Origin of the sequence: Pseudalkalibacillus hwajinpoensis, from assembly GCF_015234585.1 — a bacterium.
GTDB classification, from domain to species: domain Bacteria; phylum Bacillota; class Bacilli; order Bacillales; family Guptibacillaceae; genus Guptibacillus; species Guptibacillus hwajinpoensis_B.
In genome coordinates this window covers 598095-616028 of record NZ_JADFCM010000008.1, presented here as the reverse complement: position 1 = coordinate 616028, position 17934 = coordinate 598095, and the positions used below count along the sequence as shown (strand labels likewise).

Genomic DNA, 17934 nt, shown 5'->3' with positions numbered 1-17934 from the left:
TGACAGGCACTCAAAGCCTTTATAAAGCGGATGATATGGAAGACTGGGTTGAGCTATGCTGATTAAAAAATGCAAGCGAAGCATCGTTAAACTCCCTTGGTTTTTCCACGTTACAAACATGACCGCATTGCTCTAAGATCAAATGCTGTGCCTGTTCATCGCTTTTCGTATCTTCTAATAAAGGATCCAAAAAGAGATGATCCTGTTCCCCAGAAATGTAGAGCTTCGGGATGTTTTGGCTATATTGTTGAACGTTCGCATATGCTGCATTTACTTGAGGTGTTAACGCATACCAAGCTAGAAAGTCTCTTCGATTCATTTTAAGAGCTTCTCTGATAAATAGCTTTCTAGAGCTAGCGTGATTTGCTTTAGGCATCATAATATAAGCAAACATTTTATACAACCACATATATGGTACAAACGCTTTCACTGCATTTCCAGCGCGAAGCATGAAGGTAGCTAGAGGTGAATATCGTGTGATTGCGCCTCCTAGTACAGCACTCTGAATGCGTTCCGGAACTCGTTGAAGCAAATGATGCACGGCAACAGAGCCTAGTGAAATACCTACTAAATGTGCTTTAGAAATCTTCAACTCATCTAGAAGCAGAATCACTTCGTCTGCGACTAATTCTCTATTGAAAGGCATGTTATAACTGTCAGTACTAGGTGATTTCCCATGCCCCGGTAGGTTGATAGCAAGCACATCATACTCTTTTTTATATGTGGAGATTTGATTACAGAATATCCCATAGTTCCCACCAAGACCGTGAATCAACACGATCGTTTCACTGCAGTTCGCCTTCTTACTTTTGTAAAGCTTATAATCAAGCATGCTGTTAAATCCTCTCTGTATAAGGGATGTTGCGTCCCATAGTTGATCCAATACTCTTGCATTAGTATAACCGTGAATGGGAGGAGATTGAAAGAAGAAAATCGTTAAGTTAATAAGTGTTTAATAAACAGAGAGTACTAGAGAACTCACACTTCTATCTTGAACTTTGCAATGAGTTGGAAGTACGTACCCATACCTCACCTTCAACTAGAAAAAAGCATTTCGATTTGACCAAAAAAAGAGTGTCCCAAAGTATAACTTTAGTGACACCCTCTTTAAGTCTTCGCTTCTAGCATTATTATTAAATTTTCAAAACTTGATAATTCCTCTATAACTTCACGACTAAAAAGCCTAATGGTAATAAAAGAACAACAGCATTTAAGGCAATCCCCATTACTGCAAGTCTTCTTTTTGAAATGCGAAAAGCAACCACTCCTAGAAAAATGCCGACAGCGCAAATAATGATGGGGAAGAATATAGGGAAGATTTCAATTGTTGCTAGTTCAATAGCTCCGGATAGGAAGCTTCCTGCAACGATGGCAGCAAGACAGCCCGCTACAATGGAAACAATTGCAATAAAGGTACTGCTTCCATTGATTGATGAAGGTTTCTCTGACATATGTCTCTCTCTCCTTTGGTGATAACCATCTCTCTACACCCTATTTACCCGAAAAAAATGGAAAATAACCATCCTAATGTTCTGTCGCCGGAAGGATTTGTGCCTCTAGTGCTTGTGCATTTTCTTTCAGAACATCTTCCTCTTTCAATAAATGAAACAGCCCTCTCATCACAATCTCATCAGGCTTTGACTTTCTAGATTCTTCCGATATGCGATCCGTTACCTCTAGATAGTATTGAGGCTGCTTTAATTCATGGATATTATTATAGAGCGCCTTCCAGGCATTCTCTCTTTTCTCAAACGATGTAAAAGCACCTTCTCGATCCATCCCTACGGAAAAAGGACGCATCATTTCATCATCTAGAAGAGGCGCGCTATTTCCTGCTAGAAAATCCGATGCTAGAATATCAATCTGCCTAACGATGTGCTTTCCAAGCTTTTCTGGAGAAAGCAGGCTCTCAGAAGAAATCATAAGACCTGTATAGGAGGTATAAATGGATTGCGTCATCCACATCAAATCCCATTTATATGGGGCAATCTTCTCCCCATATAAATCAATCAAATTTCGTTCTAGCCAGCTAAAAAGTCGCCCCCTCATACGATGGCCCATTCCTTCAAGCTTTTCACTGCTTTGAGCGGATTCTCCGCGCATATGCATTTTCATATAAGATTTATATTCCAATATCCCTTCGAATTGGACCTGGAATTGTTTCGCAAACCGCTCATAAGGTGGTAGATTACCGTCTAATCCGACAACAAAAGCATGTTCAAAAACGAGCTGTTGATAGTGTTCATAAATCGAAATAATCAAATCTTCCTTTGATGGAAAAAATGAGTAAAGCGAACCTTTTGATACTCCTACGCTATCAGCGATCTGCTGCATCGATGTATGCGTGTACCCTTTTTCTGCGATCAATTCAACGGCCGCCTCTAATATTGCTTTTCTTTTATCCATATCGTTCACCTCGATGTCTTCTCCATCAGAATACACTACTTGATTAGTGAAATGATAGTTATAACAAGTAACCCATTCACGCTCAGCCAAACCTTAAATAAGAGTTTTACTTTATCATATCTGACAACCCTTTACCTTTTTGAATAAGTTTTCTAGCACACTCATTTCTTGACTTCCAAGCTGATCTCAGTAAAAATGACTATTGAGTCAAGCACATTAAAACTTTATATTTCAACAAATATGGGGTATAAATGACATCAGATTGACCGAACAGTCGAAAACGAACAGAGGAGGCTCTCATATGTTGAAATGGATTTTACAACGGTCCAAGCTCTTTATGATATTTATTTTATTATTTGTCATCGTTGGAGTGTTTACATTCATTCAACTTCCACAGCGTGAAATTCCGGAAACAACAGTAAATATCGGAACGATTAGCACCGTTTATCCTGGTGCAACGGTGGACACAGTTGAACGATCAATTACGAACCCAATTGAGTCATCGCTCAGTTCGATCGATGGCATCGCTGAAGTGACATCTTCTTCAGCAGCAGGCTTTTCGAACATTGTGATCGAAGTAGCGGAAGGAGAAAGTAAGAAGGAAGTGTTTGGTGACGTACGACAGGCCGTTTCCGATGCCTCGACTTCTTTTCCTGACGAAGCTTTCGAACCAGATGTAAATGAATCAACGGCAAAAATGCCGATTGTTTCCTACCATCTTACAAGCGATAACCGCGACAACCTCCTCTCTCTTGAAGAAGAATTAAATCGATGGAAAGAGGAAGTCGAAGAATTATCAGGCGTTTCTGGCGTTACGATCAAAGGACTGCCTGAAGAACAAATTTTAATTGAATTAAAACAAGAGGAATTAAAAGATTCCGGCTTGAACGTTACCGATGTTCAAAGTGCCATTAATAATGAATACTACCCAACTCCTCTAGGAAAACAGAAAATGGATGAGGAAGTTGTTCAGCTTTCTGTTGAAAACTACGATTCACTCGATGAAATGGAAGAGTTATTTGTAGGTAAAAACCCTGATGGAGACGCGGTTTACTTAAAAGACATTGCAAGCGTTGAAGTTAGTCCAAAAGACGTTGAAGATATTATCACTTTTGAAGGAAAGCCATCTGTTTCCTTCACCGCTTACGTAAAGTCTGGGGAAGATATCCCAACTGTCGATGAGCGTGTGAGCGATAAAGTGGATGAGCTTTCAGAAAGCCTGCCTTCGAACGTAGAACTGGAGCCTTATTACTCTCAAGCTTCCATCGTTACGGACATTTTTGATGGCCTATTCCTATCTCTAGCGATTTCTGTACTTGCCGTTATTGTGGCAACATCTCTCGGACTATCCGGATCGGGTGCGCTCGTCGTAGCACTTGCTGTTCCGATTTCCGTTCTAATGGGCTTTATTCCACTACCTTTTGCTGATGTGGATCTAAACCAGATCTCCGTCATTGGGTTAATCATCGCACTCGGGATTATTGTTGATGACTCGATCGTCATAAACGACAACATACAACGAAGATATAAGCTCGGCGATAAAGGTTTAATGGGAGCCGTTAATGGCGTGAAAGAGATTTGGGTGTCCATCGTGACCTCCTCTCTAGCGATCGTCTTTACCTTCCTGCCACTGATTTTCCTTTCAGGTGGTAATGGAGCATTTATACGCGCGTTGCCAACAGTGCTCATTACAACAATTATTGCATCAACATTAGTGGCACTCATTTTCGTACCGATTTTGCGCTACTTCTTAAGCCGTCGATCGAAGAAGCCGATGTCAGATGCACCAGGACTTCTGGGCAAACCGTTAAATAAGCTTGCTGATGTTTATGCCGACAAGCTTCTAAAGAAATTTTCAAAAAAACCAATTCTTATTTCTATTCTTGGTCTTGTGCTCACGACAGCGATCTTCGGATTAGTCGTCTTAACACCGTTTGAATTCTTCCCACCTGCTGATAAGGAAGAAGTAACGGTCGACATCACGCTTCCAATCGGAACGCCGATCGAAGACACACACGATACGCTTCAAGAGATTGAAGAAAAACTGAAAACAGATGACGGCGTATATGAAACAAGCGTCTTCACAGGCACTGGTACTCCTGGTCTCTTCAACAGCTCGCTAACGAGCACTGGTGAAAATACTGGCCAAATCGTTGCCAGAGTCGATCGAGAAAACCAGACAACGCAAGGACTCATTGACGACTGGACAGATAAGCTCAGAAATGATTACCCGGATGCTGAGATTTTCATGGAAACGATCCAGCAGGGACCTCCTGCAGGAGCACCTGTGACCGTTACCGTCTCAGGACCAGAAATCGATAAGCTTATCGACCTTAGAGATGAGTTAACTAAAGAGATCGAAGGACTTGAAACAGACCTTGTCGTTGATAACGTAGGTGACTTCGAACCTTCGCTCGAATATATACCAGATCGTGATGCACTCGAAGAAAATGGCATTACGGTCAATCAGATCAGCCAGCAAATTCGACTTGCAACGGCAGGTATTCCACTAAAAGCATTTGATAATGGCGTTGTAAAGCGTGATATGAATATCGTGCTAGAAGGTAGCAAAGATGAAGTCGATCTTTCAAGCCTTGAGCTTCCAGCCGCATCAACAGGTGGACCACCTGAACTCATCTCATTAGATGAGCTTGTGACAACAGAACAAAGTGAACAAATCCAAAAGATTCCTCACATTGATGGTGAACGCTCGATTACGCTTCGTGCCTTCCCTAAGGACGAGGAGAATTATGAAGCAAACGTAACAGAAATTGTGGAAGATCAGCGCGATCAGCTTGACGATGCTGATTACAGCATTACACTTGGCGGTGAAAACGAAGCCCAAAGTGATTTCTTTGCTGAAATTACCGTACTCTTCATCATCGTACTCTTCCTAGTGTACCTATTGATTGCCCTGCAATTTAATTCACTTTCACTTCCGTTCCTAGTTCTCGTTGCCGTATACCTCGCAATCGCGGGTGCGATTCTTGGACTATTCGTTACCCAAACGCCAATTAGTTTCCTTGGTGTTATGGGAATGGTATCCCTCACCGGTATCGTAGTGAGAAACTCAGTAGTATTAATTGAATTTATCGAACAAGCACTGAAAAAAGGCATGGATGTAAAAGACGCAGTTATTGAGTCTGGTCGTGTACGCTTACGCCCAATCCTCCTTACCGCAATTACATCAATTGTTGCCCTTATCCCAGTTGCCGTAAGTGGCGATGCACTCTTTACGCCTCTTGCCGTAACAATCATATCAGGTATCCTTTTCTCAGCTGTTTTAACGCTGATTATGGTTCCGATGCTTTACCTTGTTTTGTATCGATTTAGAGGCAAGAAAAAAGCACAGGAAGAAATGTAAGTAAAAAACGTTCAGAGGAAATCCTCTGAACGTTTTTTTGTGTAAGTGAATCGTTCTTGCTATACTACATTTTTCGATACATATCTTTTATAAAGTGTTGGTTGATGGTTTTCTTCCCAAAGGCAAAAGTTTTCACCTTTTTCAAATTCATTGACTGAACTTTCTCTGAATCATGTAAAATCAAGATAAAGGAGTGAACTATGAAAACGACTATTTACAAATATCTATTTCATTATTTGAAATTCATCTTACCTCTTTTTCTTTTTGTGCTAGCAGTGATTGAAATCACCCCTTTCATGTCTAGCATCAACCCGGAGCTGCTTCGAAATGAAGTTAATCAGTTTAACATAGGCAAACTTGTTCTCGTTTTATTGATTTCTATGGGAGCCGTTAGCCCGATGTTCTTATACGACTCATTGCTCTTAAAATCATTGCAGAAAACATTTCCGAAAAAACAGCTACTTAAGCAATCGTTTATCGTCAATGCATTCTCTAACCTGATTGGATCTGGCGGAATTATTAGCGGGATGCTTAGAAAGTACTTTTATCAAACTTATGAGGTAGATAAGCAGAAACTATCTAAAACCATTGGAAACATTTCGTATTTTTATCTGACTGGTCTATCTCTACTTGCACTCATGATTCTTTTTGCTTATAGAGATAGCCTTCTTTTAGAAAAATTTCTATGGCTTTTTGTCGTTGTTATAGCGGTTGGACTGTATCTTCCTATGCTGATTTTTCAATTCGTTCGTCATCACGATAAAAGCTCTCGTCGGTTCTTTGGTTCACGAACAAAATTCCAGCTTATCGCCGTCTCTTTCCTTGAGTGGACATTTGCGTTCCTTGCAGTCTGGTTACTAGCAAACATACTTGAACTCAACATTTCTTTTCACGAGTTATTCCCCATCTTTGTCGTCGCTTCATGCGTTGGGATTGTCAGTATGATCCCCGGCGGACTCGGTTCATTTGATTTGATTTTCATTTGGGGAACCCAGCTTGTCGGTGTCCAAGACGAGAAAGTCTTTTTTCTACTCATTCTCTATCGAGTCGGTTACTTTTTCTTCCCATTCTTACTCGCTGCGATTCTTTTTGTAAGAGACTATTGGGAGAAGTGGAATGCAAACTGGGATAGCCTCCCACTTGCCCTTATTCAAAGGCTAAGTCATGTGATGCTTACGCTGCTCGTGTTTATCTCCGGCTTAATTTTACTATTGTCTGCGGCCTTACCTGGCATTATCGATCGGTTAAAAATTCTAGAAGAAATGCATTCACTACCGTTTCTTGTTAACCTTTCTCATCAGCTTTCCGTTGGAGCTGGTTTTGCTTTACTCGGGTTATCAAGAGGAATTGAGTACAAGGTGAAAAGAGCATATTATCTCACCATCGTCGTCCTTTTCGCAGCAGCTGCCTTTACCTTTTCTAAAGGGATCGATTATGAGGAAGCGATCTTTCTCTTACTCGTTGCCTTCATTCTCTATATGTCAAGAACGCGCTTCTATCGCGAGAGCTATGTATTAACGTGGAGCAAAACCATTATTGATGGGCTAGTGATCCTATTCATCACGTCGATGTATGTGTTAATTGGATATTTAAGCTTGCCTTCATCAAACGGCGTTATTCCGCCACAAGTCTTGCCATATGTTATTACGGATTACCACACGCTGTTTTATAGTGCTTTAATCGGCTTAATGATTGCGCTGATTGTTTTTGTGATAGGGACCGCCGTGATTAAACCGAGAAACCCAATCAAGGAATCATCACCTGAAAATGATAATGAAATACAAGAGCACCTTGTAACCTACGGTGGAAATACGTTAGCTCATTTAATTTTCCTGCACGATAAATCAATCTTTTGGAACTCCAAAAAAACAGTCTTAATCTGCTTCCAAAAATCTTCGGATAAGCTCGTCGTTCTCGGCGATCCGATCGGACAGAAAGAAGCATTTCCTGAAGCCATCGAAGAGTTTCAGCACCTGGCAGATATCCAGGGTTATACCCCAGTGTTCTATGAAGTTAGTAACAGCCTGCTTCCCATTCTCCATGAAAAAGGCTTTGGTTTCTTTAAGCTCGGTGAAGAAGCATTCGTAGATTTAGATCAGTTCACGCTATCTGGTAAGAGAATGAAAGCATTGCGTGCTGTTAAAAATAAATTCGAACGAGAGAATTTTCAAGTTGAAATAGTAAAGCCTCCGCACAGTGAAGAGCTTTTGCAGAAGCTAAAAAACGTATCTGACGAATGGCTACAGGGAAGAAATGAGAAAGGATTTTCGCTCGGATTCTATCATGTCGATTATCTAAACAAATCAGAGATCGCCATTATGAAAGAACACGACAGGATCATCGCGTTTACTAGTCTTATGCCTGTCTACGATAACAACAAAACGGTATCTGTGGATTTAATGCGTTTTCTGCACGATGCCCCTTCAGGCACAATGGACGTGATGTTTCTCTCTTTATTTGAATGGGCTAAAACTGAAGGCTACGAGCGCTTTAATCTAGGAATGGCTCCACTTTCAAATGTGGGTCAATCCAAGTTCTCTTTCCTAAGTGAGCGAATCGCCGCCCAAATCTTTCTTCACGGTCATATCTTCTATCATTTCCAGGGCCTACGAAAGTTCAAAGGGAAATACGCCCACACCTGGGAACGCAAGTACCTTGCCTATCGAAAGAAATCGTCCCTTCCTTTCACAATGGCGCAAGTGTCGCTGTTGATTGGGAGGCAGAGAAAATGAGTGTCAAACGTAATGGGGGTCAGGTGCGTACCTGACCCCATTACAAACATTCGTCCCATCACGATGAACAGTTCTATGATTATAGTTGTATCTTTCCCTTATTAAACATTACGCTTCTCCAACTTCCTCAACTTATATTGATACGAAAGATAAGGCATCCCTGTGAAGATCAACACAATAAAAGTCGCGTAACTCGCATATTCACTAATATCCCCAACAACTGTAGGGAGAAATCCATTCTCACTACTAAACAACAACACGACTAGCATAATAGCGATTAGAAATGCTGGCAGGGCAACCTTTTTCATAGATTGGCTTTCCTTTTCATACTTCTCTTTGATGGTAGCCTGTTCTGAATAGATTGGGGTAGTGCCTGGTGCTGCCGAAAAGATGTGCATGACACCCGCTCCAGTACAAACATGCTTCCATCCTGCTTCTTCAAAGTAACTAAAATACTCGTCATCGGCCTCCGACTGATAGTCTAGTGAATAAATCACTTCCTCTGGTTTTCCTTTCCGTAACACAAAACCGGAGAACGCAAATTTCTCTAGAAACCATCCCCTTCGCGCAAACTTACCGAGTCGCTCCATCTCTTTCGCTTCAAAGAAAGCTAAACCGCTGCTCATCACATATTTCTCTTTCCCCAATACACTCACTCTCCTTTATTTGCGAGGATTTCTTCCCCGTGCTGAATCATTAGGCGTTTTCGTTCAATTTCTTTCTTTACTAGCTGAACACCTTTTTCTGTGGTTACATACACCTTTTTCTTATCACTCTTATCATGCAGCTTTATCAGTTCTGCTCTAAGTAGCTTTTTGATCGTGGTATACATAGACGCCGGTCCGACTACGACCGTGTGATCTGTCATTTCCTCAATTGTTTTCATTATTAAATATCCGTGTTTAGGCTCCATCAGTGATAGGAGAATGTAATAAGATGTATCTGTTAGCTCTCCCACTTCAAGAGAATCATTTCTTGGCATTCGCTTCCTCCAATCTTATATCGTTTAATGATATATCAATAATTGTAATATATCAGGTAATGATATATTAGGCAACCACTTATTGGAAAATAAAATCATTCTTTTTCAAAGTTGAAAACGGAAAATCACATAAAAATAGAGCTTGGAGGCGTATAAGCCATTCCAAGCTCTGTTCTTCACTTTATTAATAAAACTCCCTTATAACGAAAGGCGGCATTTCATTCTTCACTTTGCCATTAATTTATATAGTACAGTGACGCTCCATGTTACAAGAAACATAGCAGCTATAAATAATAATCCTAGCCCTCCAAAAGAAATACATCACCCATAAAAACGCCCTTATTTCGTTTAGTTCGCTCTATAGTTTCCACATATTAAGATCATCCGACCATATAACTGACACATCAGAAATCATTAATTTTCCTCATCACTCTCTTCAATCAAGATTTTCAACAATAAAACCTCAGTATCCTCTTGAATCATTTTTTTAACATCATCTTTGTTCCCTAAATCATAGGTTCTCATTTCGTTGGAAGATGTGCTTCGATACGCCGCTAGCACTTTCTCTTCGTTTAATTGTAAATCCACCTTTTCATCTGGAAACGCATAATCCCACGTTGTCATTGATGTTTCTGACTTCGTTTTTTCAACGCTTTTATTAGGAGCTGAGCTATGGCCAGGTGCATAAAGAAAATAAGACGGTTCACCTTCATTAGACTGAATGATCCCAAATCCTACATGCCCTTTGGACGTTTCATCAGGAATCGGACTCTGACCATACATAAGTTCCGTGATAGGCTCACGATCTTTCTCCCCATCTTGATACCGCTCCACCCAAAGCCTTACCCAGCGTTTATCTGCATTCTCCAATTCGAATTCAAAATCGAATAGATTACCAAGATTCAACTCTTCGAAGGTTTTTACATAATCCGAATCAGGCATAGGCTTAATCTCAGCCGTTTTATGCTCATTACTCGCACAGCTTGATAGCAGTAACGTTCCTAATAGAATGAAAGGAGCCAGAACTTTCATTTTCACTATTTTTCCTCCAATTTTAATGCAGCTTCTACTATTTCTTGATACACATCGTTCCACTCAATGTCATAATCAGCTATCTTTTTAGGCTCCACAAACATTCGATCGTTGGATTCACTGACCTCATAACCATCGGATGAGCGGTGGGCTACCCGCCTCTGGAAGTAGATACACAAAAACAAATAGAAAGAACGTCATTGCACCGATCATGACAACGATCCATGAAAGAGCGGAATACTTTGATTGAATGAGCCCGTAGACACCAAAACATAAGCTGATGACGCCAATCGTTAGCTCCATAAGCGCAACTGGATAAATCGAAAAATGATTTATCAGTGAAGTTCGTAAACCGTTTAGCGCAGTGACAAATAAAACAAGGAACAGTTGCAAGAATAAGCCTACTGAAGGAATGCTCATCCGTTCATGACTCAATCACAAAATCCGCTCTCTCCAAAGGCTTAACGGTATCCATATAATAATCTTCTGCTTTCCAATATCGCTCTTGAAATTTCTTTAGATTTTTCTGTGTCTCTTCGTTCTCTCGTCCAAACCGCACATCTCTTGCACATTCTAAGAAAAGCACGCAATCGAACGCAGAACGCCATTCGTCTCTTTGCAGAAAAACCCCTTCGATCAACACCACATCTGCCTTCAAATTTTCGGGCGGTATTCGTTCCATTATGCTGTCAAAAAGATGCTCTTTTAGCTTAGCGACGTCCCACTGCAAAAAATAGTATTCGTACCACTCTTCGTGGCCTGTGTTATACCGCTTTTGCTCTGGCTCTATGTAATCATCTATATGAAATGTAACAGAGCGATACCCTGACATTTCAAGTAAGTGCTCTAACTCGGAGACGAACGTGGTTTTACCTGACCGACTTAACCCATCGATTCCAAGTAGAAAGGGTTCCTTTAGCGGGGGTTTTGGTAGTATCTTTTCTAAATCAAAATGCGCCATACTACATCGGTTTCCTTTTATAATTCCCGCTTTATGTAAACCAGATCTTCTCCAACCACTTTTCATCTTATGAACGCTCCTCGCTAAATTTATAATACAGGTGAACACTAGTAAAATAGATTGGTACTGCGATAAGAATAAACACAATCCCTGAGACGATCTTTTCTACAGAATAGATTTCTCGATCTAAATCGATTAAATAGTAAATAAAAAAATGAATGAGCCACGATCCAAGCATCACCCACCCTAGTAAAGATAAGAACTTTTTTGCTTCCATTATTGCCTCCAAACAGTAGATAAGAAACCACTATGAGTTCTTAAAGTACTCTATTTTTGCACCTTCATCACTTGTCCCAAGCGATCACCTCAAGCTCTGGCCATTTCCGCGTCCATTTTTCCACTTTCGCTTCATAGACATCGCGGGTAATCAACAACTTGTTTGCACGCACAATTAACCCAAACAAATCACTTAATCCGTATGGCGCATATACCTGAAACGCACCATCCTCTCCTACTTTGACACCGATTGATGTTGCAGTAGTAGGCCAGCTATTGATGGCATCTTCTACTGAAGAATAAGGGGCGATACGCTGACCGAATTTCTCTTCATACCAGAGATGAACGCGCGCTTCGTTTTTGGCGTCAATTTTATAAGGAATGTCGGAAAGCAACTTCCGAAGATGCTCTTCTATCTCGACCTCTTTTTCTAAGCTCAAATCCTGATCATCGTAATACACAACATCGAGGTCATGGATACCGTAATCCAACGGCCGATTCGTTAAGTCATTCCAAACCGTTTGCACAATACACCCTGCTCCGATGTATGCATGATCGAACTCTTCCCTTAGTACACCGAGAGCCTTTTCAATGGCTGGATTCTGATAAAGAATGTGTTCCAACGCTTCTTTTTGTACACCTATTTCTTGATGAAAGTAAGGCAATTACATGACCTCCACTACAATGGTTCCAAAAAATTCTTCCCCAACATAAGCATCTAGCTCCCAAACACCTGTTGAAGGAAGTTGCATCGTTGAAGGGACGTGAGCATCCGCCCCGTTGTGCGGACCCGCCAACTCATCTGATTCAAAAACCACGATCTCCTCATTTGTCTCCTGATGTGTTCCGATTACTTTAAGAGAACCATTTAGTTCGTCTTCATCTCCCCACAAGTGCCACATGTACTTATTAGGTTCACCAGCTTTGAATGCTGACGCATCATCATATATAAAGCCGATCCGCTCTTCTTCACCAATCATCTTATAAGAGCCTGATGTGAAAGTGTTACTTACTTCTGCTTGATTTTCTTTTTGAACAACCTGTTTCGTCACATGATCATTTCCATTACAACTAGTGAGAAGAATGAGAAGAACGAGCAAGTATGCAAGCCATCTTTTCATACATCTTCACTCCCTCCGGTCATTTTAACGGAATAATTTATCATACTGATCAATTTGGTCTGGATAAATTCCCGTGCTTTGCTGTGCTTCTCGCTGCATCGATTGGTTACACGCCTTACACACATAGCTCGCACCAGGGTTCTGCTTCAACTTCCAAAACTGTGAATCAGAGGGCTTAATATGAAATTTCTTTTTACAAAAAAAGCAGAGCGTCTCAATCATCGCCATCCCCCATTTCCAGGGTTTACTTATCATCACTACATTTCTATAAAAGGGAATAAATCCCTTCTAAGGAAACTTGAAATTCTCACATCCTTAAGATTAGCCCTATACGGATGAACACTTTGCTTTGAGCTCATGAAAATGGAACTGGTTTCTGAGATTACCGCTCCTCTACTTCTTATCTCATTACTCTCCCTCATATGCTTCATTCCAGTGATAAGGTTGTATTTCTTTCAACGTTTTAAAGTTAAGCGCACCGTCTTCCGTAAATACGGCTGCTTTAACATTTGCCCCCCAATAAAACAGTCGTTCCTGACAAATACCACACGGAGTTAATATCTTATAGTGAGAATTCTCATCATCACGTACGACGCAAATGGAGTGCGTGATTTCTGTGTTTAATTTATGGGCTTCTAGAATAGCCCCCGTTTCAATACAAAGCTCTGCAGAAGCATTAATGTTCTCTGGAGAAACGCTCGTTAGAATAGAACCCCCGCTTGTATACATCGCTGCCGCCCCTCCCCAACCAGAAGGGTAACGAGACTCGATTAACTTTACTGCTTCGTCATACAATTTGCTTTCGATCTTCATTGAATCAACCCTTCCTCAGAATAAAGTTTTACTATTGTTCTATGTAAATGATCTAACGACTAAAAGGAGCGTTTGCGATAAACTTAGCAAACACTCCCCTAAGAAAAGAATCAAACCTACAGATCATTTTTTCTTCTTTTTTCCAATGACAAAAACCGTAATAAACACAATTATAAGCAAAAACATTCCCTCTGCCATAAATTCTCCTCCAAGCCTGACGTATTTTTTAGAGTGAAACGATTAGAGAATATAGGCTGAATAAGTTTTCTGCGTATTACTACATACGAAACGAACGAGAATTAGTTTCATGTTTTTACAAAGAATCAACTCATACCTCTCCCGCTATACTATAAGATTTCGAGATTGTGAATGGGAGGAACTTATATGACCTAACTCAGTATTTATCAAAAAAACGCACTTGTGAAAACAAATGCGCTTTTGCATGACTTAGGCGTATTGAAATGCGGGGGGTCAGGTTCGGACCTGACCCCCGCCGCGGACATTTATACGCGCTTCACAAACACCACACGCTCACGCCCTGGCCCGTCATAGTTTGAGTGAACCGCAATTCCATTTACGACGCGGTTGCCTCCTTCAATCTCAAAACCCATTCTAAAGTGGTAAGCAATCGAATTCTTATTATCCGGCGAGGTGACGCACCTCACTAAGCTTCTGCCATAAGCTTTCATTGTTTGAAAGAACGACTCATAAAGTTGACGTCCAATGTGACCACCTCGATAAGAAGGGTGAACACCAGCAATGTGAATATACCCTTCTTCTAAATGAGTTTGTGAAAGAAAACCAATAAGAAACCCGGCAATCTCACCGTTCTCTTCTGCAATAAAGCTCGTATTCGTAAAATGATCAAAGAACATTTTAGGAAGCTTGTCGATCATTTGTCCTCCATTCCACCATTCATTGATCAGTGGAGAAATCACATAGTAATCTGATTGCTTCACATGACGAATGTTCATAAAACCCTCCAATCTTAGCAGCTTGTCTGGAATCACCTATTTCTATATGTAAACCTCTATATTCTATCGCAGGTTATATCCACTAACAATTATTTCAAACATCCGTACATTCCTCAATCACTTCTTTTATGAAGTAACGCAAAGGGGGGACAGGCATGTGCCTGTCCCCCCTCCCGCTATTCAACAACCTTCAATCCTAACAACTTCGCAAATCCAATCGCCTGATCCTGTGACACTACACATCCATCAAGGCTTTCCAAATCAACATGAAGGCGTTCAAACGTACATGTGCTTAGATCGACCCCCTTTAAAAGCGTTTGTACGAAATTCACGTCGTTTGCGTCACACCTGTTGAAAATTGTCTTTGTAAACTGAGAGCCATGATAGTTCGCGCTTTGCAAAGACGTATCTTCAAATTTTACTTGTTTCAGCCTGGTATCCACATAACTACTGAAATTTGCCATACAATTCTCAAATGTAACGTTTCCAAGGTTCGCTTCCGAGAAATCCGCTCCTATTAACTTGCAGTCCGTGAACTTCACGCGATGAATAATGCCTTCAGTGAAATTCACATTGGAAAGGTTACAATTATCGAATATAACATCAATCATGTCAATTTGAGGAAACGTGGCGTTTGAAAATGTAACGTTTCTGAACACCACTTTCGATAGGATCACACGGTCAAGCTCAACATCGTCCACCGCTTCACCTATGATCTCGCAATTCATTAGCGTTAAGTCTTCATCATTATAAATCGCACGAAAATGACCTTCTTCAAGGATAGCCGGAATCTTTGGACGTTCTAGTTTTATGTTTTTGCTCATCGTAACACCCTTCTTACTTCAGATTGGTCATAAGAAAGATACCATATGAGAGACAGTAAATATAAGCCTGTCTTTTTGAGAAAAAGTATGTACAAACTCTTTCTCAAAATTAATGCTAATATGATTTTTATCTTCATTTTTGTGCACAAAAAAAGCCTCCAAAATGAGGAAGCCGAAAATGATTATTTAATTTGATTCCTTTACCTTAAACTCATCTTTATAAAACCAGCGATAGAACACGCGAGAACTAAAATTCGTTAGCGAAAGCGTGATGAAACTCCAGTACCACTTCCACTTAACGTACTTTATCAGATTCGTATATTTCTCCGCGATCACTTCTCCTGTGGTAATAATACCAACGTGAAAAAGATAATAGAGAAGCTGTATGAATTTATTTCTGCTCTCCGGGTAATTCAAATTGAAAATGGCACAAAAAGCAGGATAAACAAAGTATTCGAACGTAAAACTTGTGCGATTTGCCTTTCGAAAGAATCGCACTGGATACTGAATTAACCCTTTCTCTACGACAAGTAAACCAAAAAACCATGTCACAACATGCTTAAAGAGCATAATCACAAGACCGTGTCGAATTTTATTTCTAGGGATATATTTAAATAAAAGTCCTGCAGTCACTATCCAAATCAAATAAAGAATTCCCTTGTCCTTTGACACCATCACCACGCTCCTCTATCACATTAAAGTCCCCTATTTTGATCATTTGATACATACTAATAGAACGAAAATCCGCATAATAGAGACAGTTGTCTTTTGAAGGGGTCAGGCCCGAGCCTGACCCCTTCAAAAGACGTTTAAAACCACAGTCATTAGTGGTATAATTAATATATGAACACATACTCATGTATAACGTTTTATTGGTAATCGATTGGAGGCATGACGATGGGGCATAATCATTCCCATGATCACGGACATACTCATTCAGCAAACAAAAAAGCACTACTCATTAGTTTTATACTAATCTTCACTTTTATGATTTTAGAGGTTGTTGGTGGGATTATTACTAACAGTCTTGCACTCTTATCAGATGCAGGACATATGCTTAGCGATGCCGTTGCACTGGGTATGAGCTTACTTGCTTTTAAACTCGGTGAAAAGAAATCTGATACCGAGAAAACATATGGATACAAGCGATTTGAGATTCTTGCTGCGTTCTTAAACGGGATTGCGCTTATTGCGATTTCATTCTATATCTTATGGGAATCCATTAATCGTTTTATCGATCCACCTGACGTAGCAAGTACAGGTATGCTCGTTATCGCTGCCATTGGCTTGATCGTCAACATCCTAGTAGCCTGGATCCTTATGAAAGGAGACACTTCTGAGAATCTCAATTTACGAAGTGCTTTTCTCCATGTATTAGGTGATTTGCTTGGATCAATCGGCGCCATCATTGCCGCATTGCTCATCATGTTCATAGGCTGGAATTACGCCGACCCAATTGCGAGTGCGATTGTCGCTATTCTCGTTTTAATTAGCGGGATCCGCGTCACAAAAGACTCTTTCCATGTATTAATGGAAGGAACGCCATCTAATATCGATCTTCAAAAAGTGAAGGAAGCGCTAGTTGAAATCGATGGTGTTAATTCTATCCATGATTTGCACATTTGGAACATCACCTCCGACTTTCCATCTTTCACCTGTCACCTTGTGGTTAACGAGGGGGTAAATCGAGATCAAATGCTTAAGATCGCTGGGCAAAAGCTACATGATCAATTTGAACTCACGCACACCACTATTCAAATCGAATGTGAAACATCAGAAATTAAAGACCAAGAAAATAACTGTAACGAATAATAGAATATAAAAAAGGGGGGCAGGTTCGTACCTGCCCCCCTTTTTCTATTCTAACTCGTGGAAATTCCCTCTCCTACTAACACGATGGGCAATAAGATAAATAATGATGTAGACCGGCACCCCGTAATACAACTCCCATTTAAGAGGCACATATACATCTAATTTAATAAATAACGGCTCGAATACAAACGCACAAATTAGCGAAAAGAACACCGCCTTCAATAATGGACTGAAGTTTGGCTTGTATTGAATAAGCAACATAACCATGACTGGAAAAGAACTTAAATCCCATGGCATAAAAAATGTATGTATGTAAGGAAGCGGTGTATACAAATAAAACCATAGACCATAAGCAACACCCATCGAATCAAGCGTTGACGTAATCACATAAACGAATAATCCTGCTAATAATAAACGGTTAGTGCTTTCCTTTTTTCGTAGAATCAGCCAAATAACCCACGGTCCTAAAAGGAGCAAAACGTTCAACCACCATTGCCAGGCAAGAAACATTTCTTCTTTCCATAGGGTGGTATATCCATCATTTAATTTTTCGATTGAAGTATGAAGTTCAATCATCTTATTCTTCACTACATTCAACATCCCATCACGTACCAAATCGTATTTGATATGGTTAACA

20 protein-coding genes are annotated in these 17934 nt (G+C 40.4%); 3 read left to right on the top strand and 17 right to left on the bottom strand.

What is annotated here, in order from left to right; genetic code table 11:
- Positions 1–19 precede the first annotated feature (19 nt).
- The 3 genes from IQ283_RS14900 to IQ283_RS14890 all read right to left on the bottom strand — a co-directional run bounded on the left by IQ283_RS14900 (position 20) and on the right by IQ283_RS14890 (position 2406).
- Positions 20–832 (bottom strand): alpha/beta fold hydrolase, encoded by an 813-nt coding sequence (locus IQ283_RS14900; RefSeq protein WP_194220916.1) that lies wholly within the window; start codon positions 830–832, stop codon positions 20–22.
- Between the two features lie 328 nt (positions 833–1160).
- Positions 1161–1451 carry a hypothetical protein gene (locus IQ283_RS14895; RefSeq protein WP_194220915.1) on the bottom strand — a complete coding sequence of 97 codons (291 nt, stop codon included), beginning with the start codon at positions 1449–1451 and terminating at the stop codon, positions 1161–1163.
- A gap of 73 nt (positions 1452–1524) precedes the next feature.
- A complete protein-coding gene (locus IQ283_RS14890; RefSeq protein ID WP_194222249.1) occupies positions 1525–2406 on the bottom strand; it encodes a TetR/AcrR family transcriptional regulator in 882 nt (293 codons plus the stop codon).
- Positions 2407–2707: 301 nt separating this feature from the next.
- On the opposite strand from IQ283_RS14890, the gene IQ283_RS14885 reads away from it, so the two are divergent.
- Together IQ283_RS14885 and mprF are read left to right on the top strand one after the other, a co-directional pair.
- Positions 2708–5770, top strand: a complete 3063-nt coding sequence (locus IQ283_RS14885) for an efflux RND transporter permease subunit (protein WP_194220914.1) — start codon at positions 2708–2710, stop codon at positions 5768–5770.
- A gap of 200 nt (positions 5771–5970) precedes the next feature.
- Positions 5971–8502: a bifunctional lysylphosphatidylglycerol flippase/synthetase MprF gene (mprF, locus tag IQ283_RS14880; RefSeq protein ID WP_194220913.1), complete on the top strand. Its 2532-nt coding sequence runs from the start codon at positions 5971–5973 to the stop codon at positions 8500–8502.
- A 101-nt stretch (positions 8503–8603) separates the two neighbouring features.
- Here the strand turns inward: mprF and IQ283_RS14875 are convergent, their stop codons facing one another.
- The 13 genes from IQ283_RS14875 to IQ283_RS14815 all read right to left on the bottom strand — a co-directional run bounded on the left by IQ283_RS14875 (position 8604) and on the right by IQ283_RS14815 (position 16160).
- Complete coding sequence (locus IQ283_RS14875) at positions 8604–9149, bottom strand: DUF2812 domain-containing protein (RefSeq protein WP_194220912.1); 546 nt, start codon at positions 9147–9149, stop codon at positions 8604–8606.
- A gap of 5 nt (positions 9150–9154) precedes the next feature.
- On the bottom strand, positions 9155–9484 hold the full coding sequence (locus tag IQ283_RS14870; protein WP_194220911.1) for a PadR family transcriptional regulator: 330 nt from the start codon (positions 9482–9484) through the stop codon (positions 9155–9157).
- Positions 9485–9898: 414 nt separating this feature from the next.
- Positions 9899–10522: a hypothetical protein gene (locus IQ283_RS14865; RefSeq protein ID WP_194220910.1), complete on the bottom strand. Its 624-nt coding sequence runs from the start codon at positions 10520–10522 to the stop codon at positions 9899–9901.
- Between the two features lie 120 nt (positions 10523–10642).
- Positions 10643–10951, bottom strand: coding sequence for a hypothetical protein (locus IQ283_RS14860; protein WP_242057357.1), 309 nt, complete (start codon positions 10949–10951; stop codon positions 10643–10645).
- The gene (locus IQ283_RS14855; RefSeq protein WP_194222248.1) at positions 10941–11477 is read right to left on the bottom strand and encodes a hypothetical protein; all 537 of its coding nucleotides are present in this window, start codon (positions 11475–11477) and stop codon (positions 10941–10943) included. Before IQ283_RS14855 ends, IQ283_RS14860 begins: the two co-directional genes overlap by 11 nt.
- Positions 11478–11544: 67 nt before the next feature.
- The gene (locus IQ283_RS14850; protein ID WP_194220908.1) at positions 11545–11754 is read right to left on the bottom strand and encodes a hypothetical protein; all 210 of its coding nucleotides are present in this window, start codon (positions 11752–11754) and stop codon (positions 11545–11547) included.
- Between the two features lie 67 nt (positions 11755–11821).
- Positions 11822–12418: a nucleotidyltransferase family protein gene (locus IQ283_RS14845; protein WP_194220907.1), complete on the bottom strand. Its 597-nt coding sequence runs from the start codon at positions 12416–12418 to the stop codon at positions 11822–11824.
- Positions 12419–12874, bottom strand: coding sequence for a DUF4871 domain-containing protein (locus tag IQ283_RS14840; protein ID WP_194220906.1), 456 nt, complete (start codon positions 12872–12874; stop codon positions 12419–12421).
- Positions 12875–12898: 24 nt separating this feature from the next.
- Complete coding sequence (locus IQ283_RS14835) at positions 12899–13096, bottom strand: hypothetical protein (RefSeq protein WP_206759474.1); 198 nt, start codon at positions 13094–13096, stop codon at positions 12899–12901.
- 186 nt (positions 13097–13282) lie between these two features.
- The gene (locus tag IQ283_RS14830) at positions 13283–13687 is read right to left on the bottom strand and encodes a cytidine deaminase (RefSeq protein ID WP_194220904.1); all 405 of its coding nucleotides are present in this window, start codon (positions 13685–13687) and stop codon (positions 13283–13285) included.
- A 503-nt stretch (positions 13688–14190) separates the two neighbouring features.
- Complete coding sequence (locus IQ283_RS14825; RefSeq protein ID WP_194220903.1) at positions 14191–14661, bottom strand: GNAT family N-acetyltransferase; 471 nt, start codon at positions 14659–14661, stop codon at positions 14191–14193.
- Between the two features lie 176 nt (positions 14662–14837).
- Positions 14838–15485: a pentapeptide repeat-containing protein gene (locus IQ283_RS14820; protein ID WP_194220902.1), complete on the bottom strand. Its 648-nt coding sequence runs from the start codon at positions 15483–15485 to the stop codon at positions 14838–14840.
- A 186-nt stretch (positions 15486–15671) separates the two neighbouring features.
- Positions 15672–16160: a CBO0543 family protein gene (locus tag IQ283_RS14815; protein WP_194220901.1), complete on the bottom strand. Its 489-nt coding sequence runs from the start codon at positions 16158–16160 to the stop codon at positions 15672–15674.
- 222 nt (positions 16161–16382) lie between these two features.
- On the opposite strand from IQ283_RS14815, the gene IQ283_RS14810 reads away from it, so the two are divergent.
- On the top strand, positions 16383–17297 hold the full coding sequence (locus tag IQ283_RS14810) for a cation diffusion facilitator family transporter (protein WP_194220900.1): 915 nt from the start codon (positions 16383–16385) through the stop codon (positions 17295–17297).
- Positions 17298–17342: 45 nt separating this feature from the next.
- Here the strand turns inward: IQ283_RS14810 and IQ283_RS14805 are convergent, their stop codons facing one another.
- On the bottom strand, positions 17343–17885 hold the full coding sequence (locus IQ283_RS14805) for a CBO0543 family protein (protein WP_194220899.1): 543 nt from the start codon (positions 17883–17885) through the stop codon (positions 17343–17345).
- Positions 17886–17934 lie beyond the last annotated feature (49 nt).

Excerpts from the sequence above, each read along its gene's own strand:
- IQ283_RS14900 (WP_194220916.1), bottom strand. The coding sequence starts at position 832 with ATGCTTGATTATAAGCTTTACAAAAGTAAGAAGGCGAACTGCAGTGAA.
- IQ283_RS14895 (WP_194220915.1), bottom strand. The coding sequence starts at position 1,451 with ATGTCAGAGAAACCTTCATCAATCAATGGAAGCAGTACCTTTATTGCA.
- IQ283_RS14890 (WP_194222249.1), bottom strand. The coding sequence starts at position 2,406 with ATGGATAAAAGAAAAGCAATATTAGAGGCGGCCGTTGAATTGATCGCA.
- IQ283_RS14885 (WP_194220914.1), top strand. The coding sequence starts at position 2,708 with ATGTTGAAATGGATTTTACAACGGTCCAAGCTCTTTATGATATTTATT.
- mprF (WP_194220913.1), top strand. The coding sequence starts at position 5,971 with ATGAAAACGACTATTTACAAATATCTATTTCATTATTTGAAATTCATC.
- IQ283_RS14870 (WP_194220911.1), bottom strand. The coding sequence starts at position 9,484 with ATGCCAAGAAATGATTCTCTTGAAGTGGGAGAGCTAACAGATACATCT.
- IQ283_RS14855 (WP_194222248.1), bottom strand. The coding sequence starts at position 11,477 with ATGGCGCATTTTGATTTAGAAAAGATACTACCAAAACCCCCGCTAAAG.
- IQ283_RS14850 (WP_194220908.1), bottom strand. The coding sequence starts at position 11,754 with ATGGAAGCAAAAAAGTTCTTATCTTTACTAGGGTGGGTGATGCTTGGA.
- IQ283_RS14840 (WP_194220906.1), bottom strand. The coding sequence starts at position 12,874 with ATGAAAAGATGGCTTGCATACTTGCTCGTTCTTCTCATTCTTCTCACT.
- IQ283_RS14835 (WP_206759474.1), bottom strand. The coding sequence starts at position 13,096 with ATGATTGAGACGCTCTGCTTTTTTTGTAAAAAGAAATTTCATATTAAG.
- IQ283_RS14830 (WP_194220904.1), bottom strand. The coding sequence starts at position 13,687 with ATGAAGATCGAAAGCAAATTGTATGACGAAGCAGTAAAGTTAATCGAG.
- IQ283_RS14825 (WP_194220903.1), bottom strand. The coding sequence starts at position 14,661 with ATGAACATTCGTCATGTGAAGCAATCAGATTACTATGTGATTTCTCCA.
- IQ283_RS14820 (WP_194220902.1), bottom strand. The coding sequence starts at position 15,485 with ATGAGCAAAAACATAAAACTAGAACGTCCAAAGATTCCGGCTATCCTT.
- IQ283_RS14815 (WP_194220901.1), bottom strand. The coding sequence starts at position 16,160 with ATGGTGTCAAAGGACAAGGGAATTCTTTATTTGATTTGGATAGTGACT.
- IQ283_RS14810 (WP_194220900.1), top strand. The coding sequence starts at position 16,383 with ATGGGGCATAATCATTCCCATGATCACGGACATACTCATTCAGCAAAC.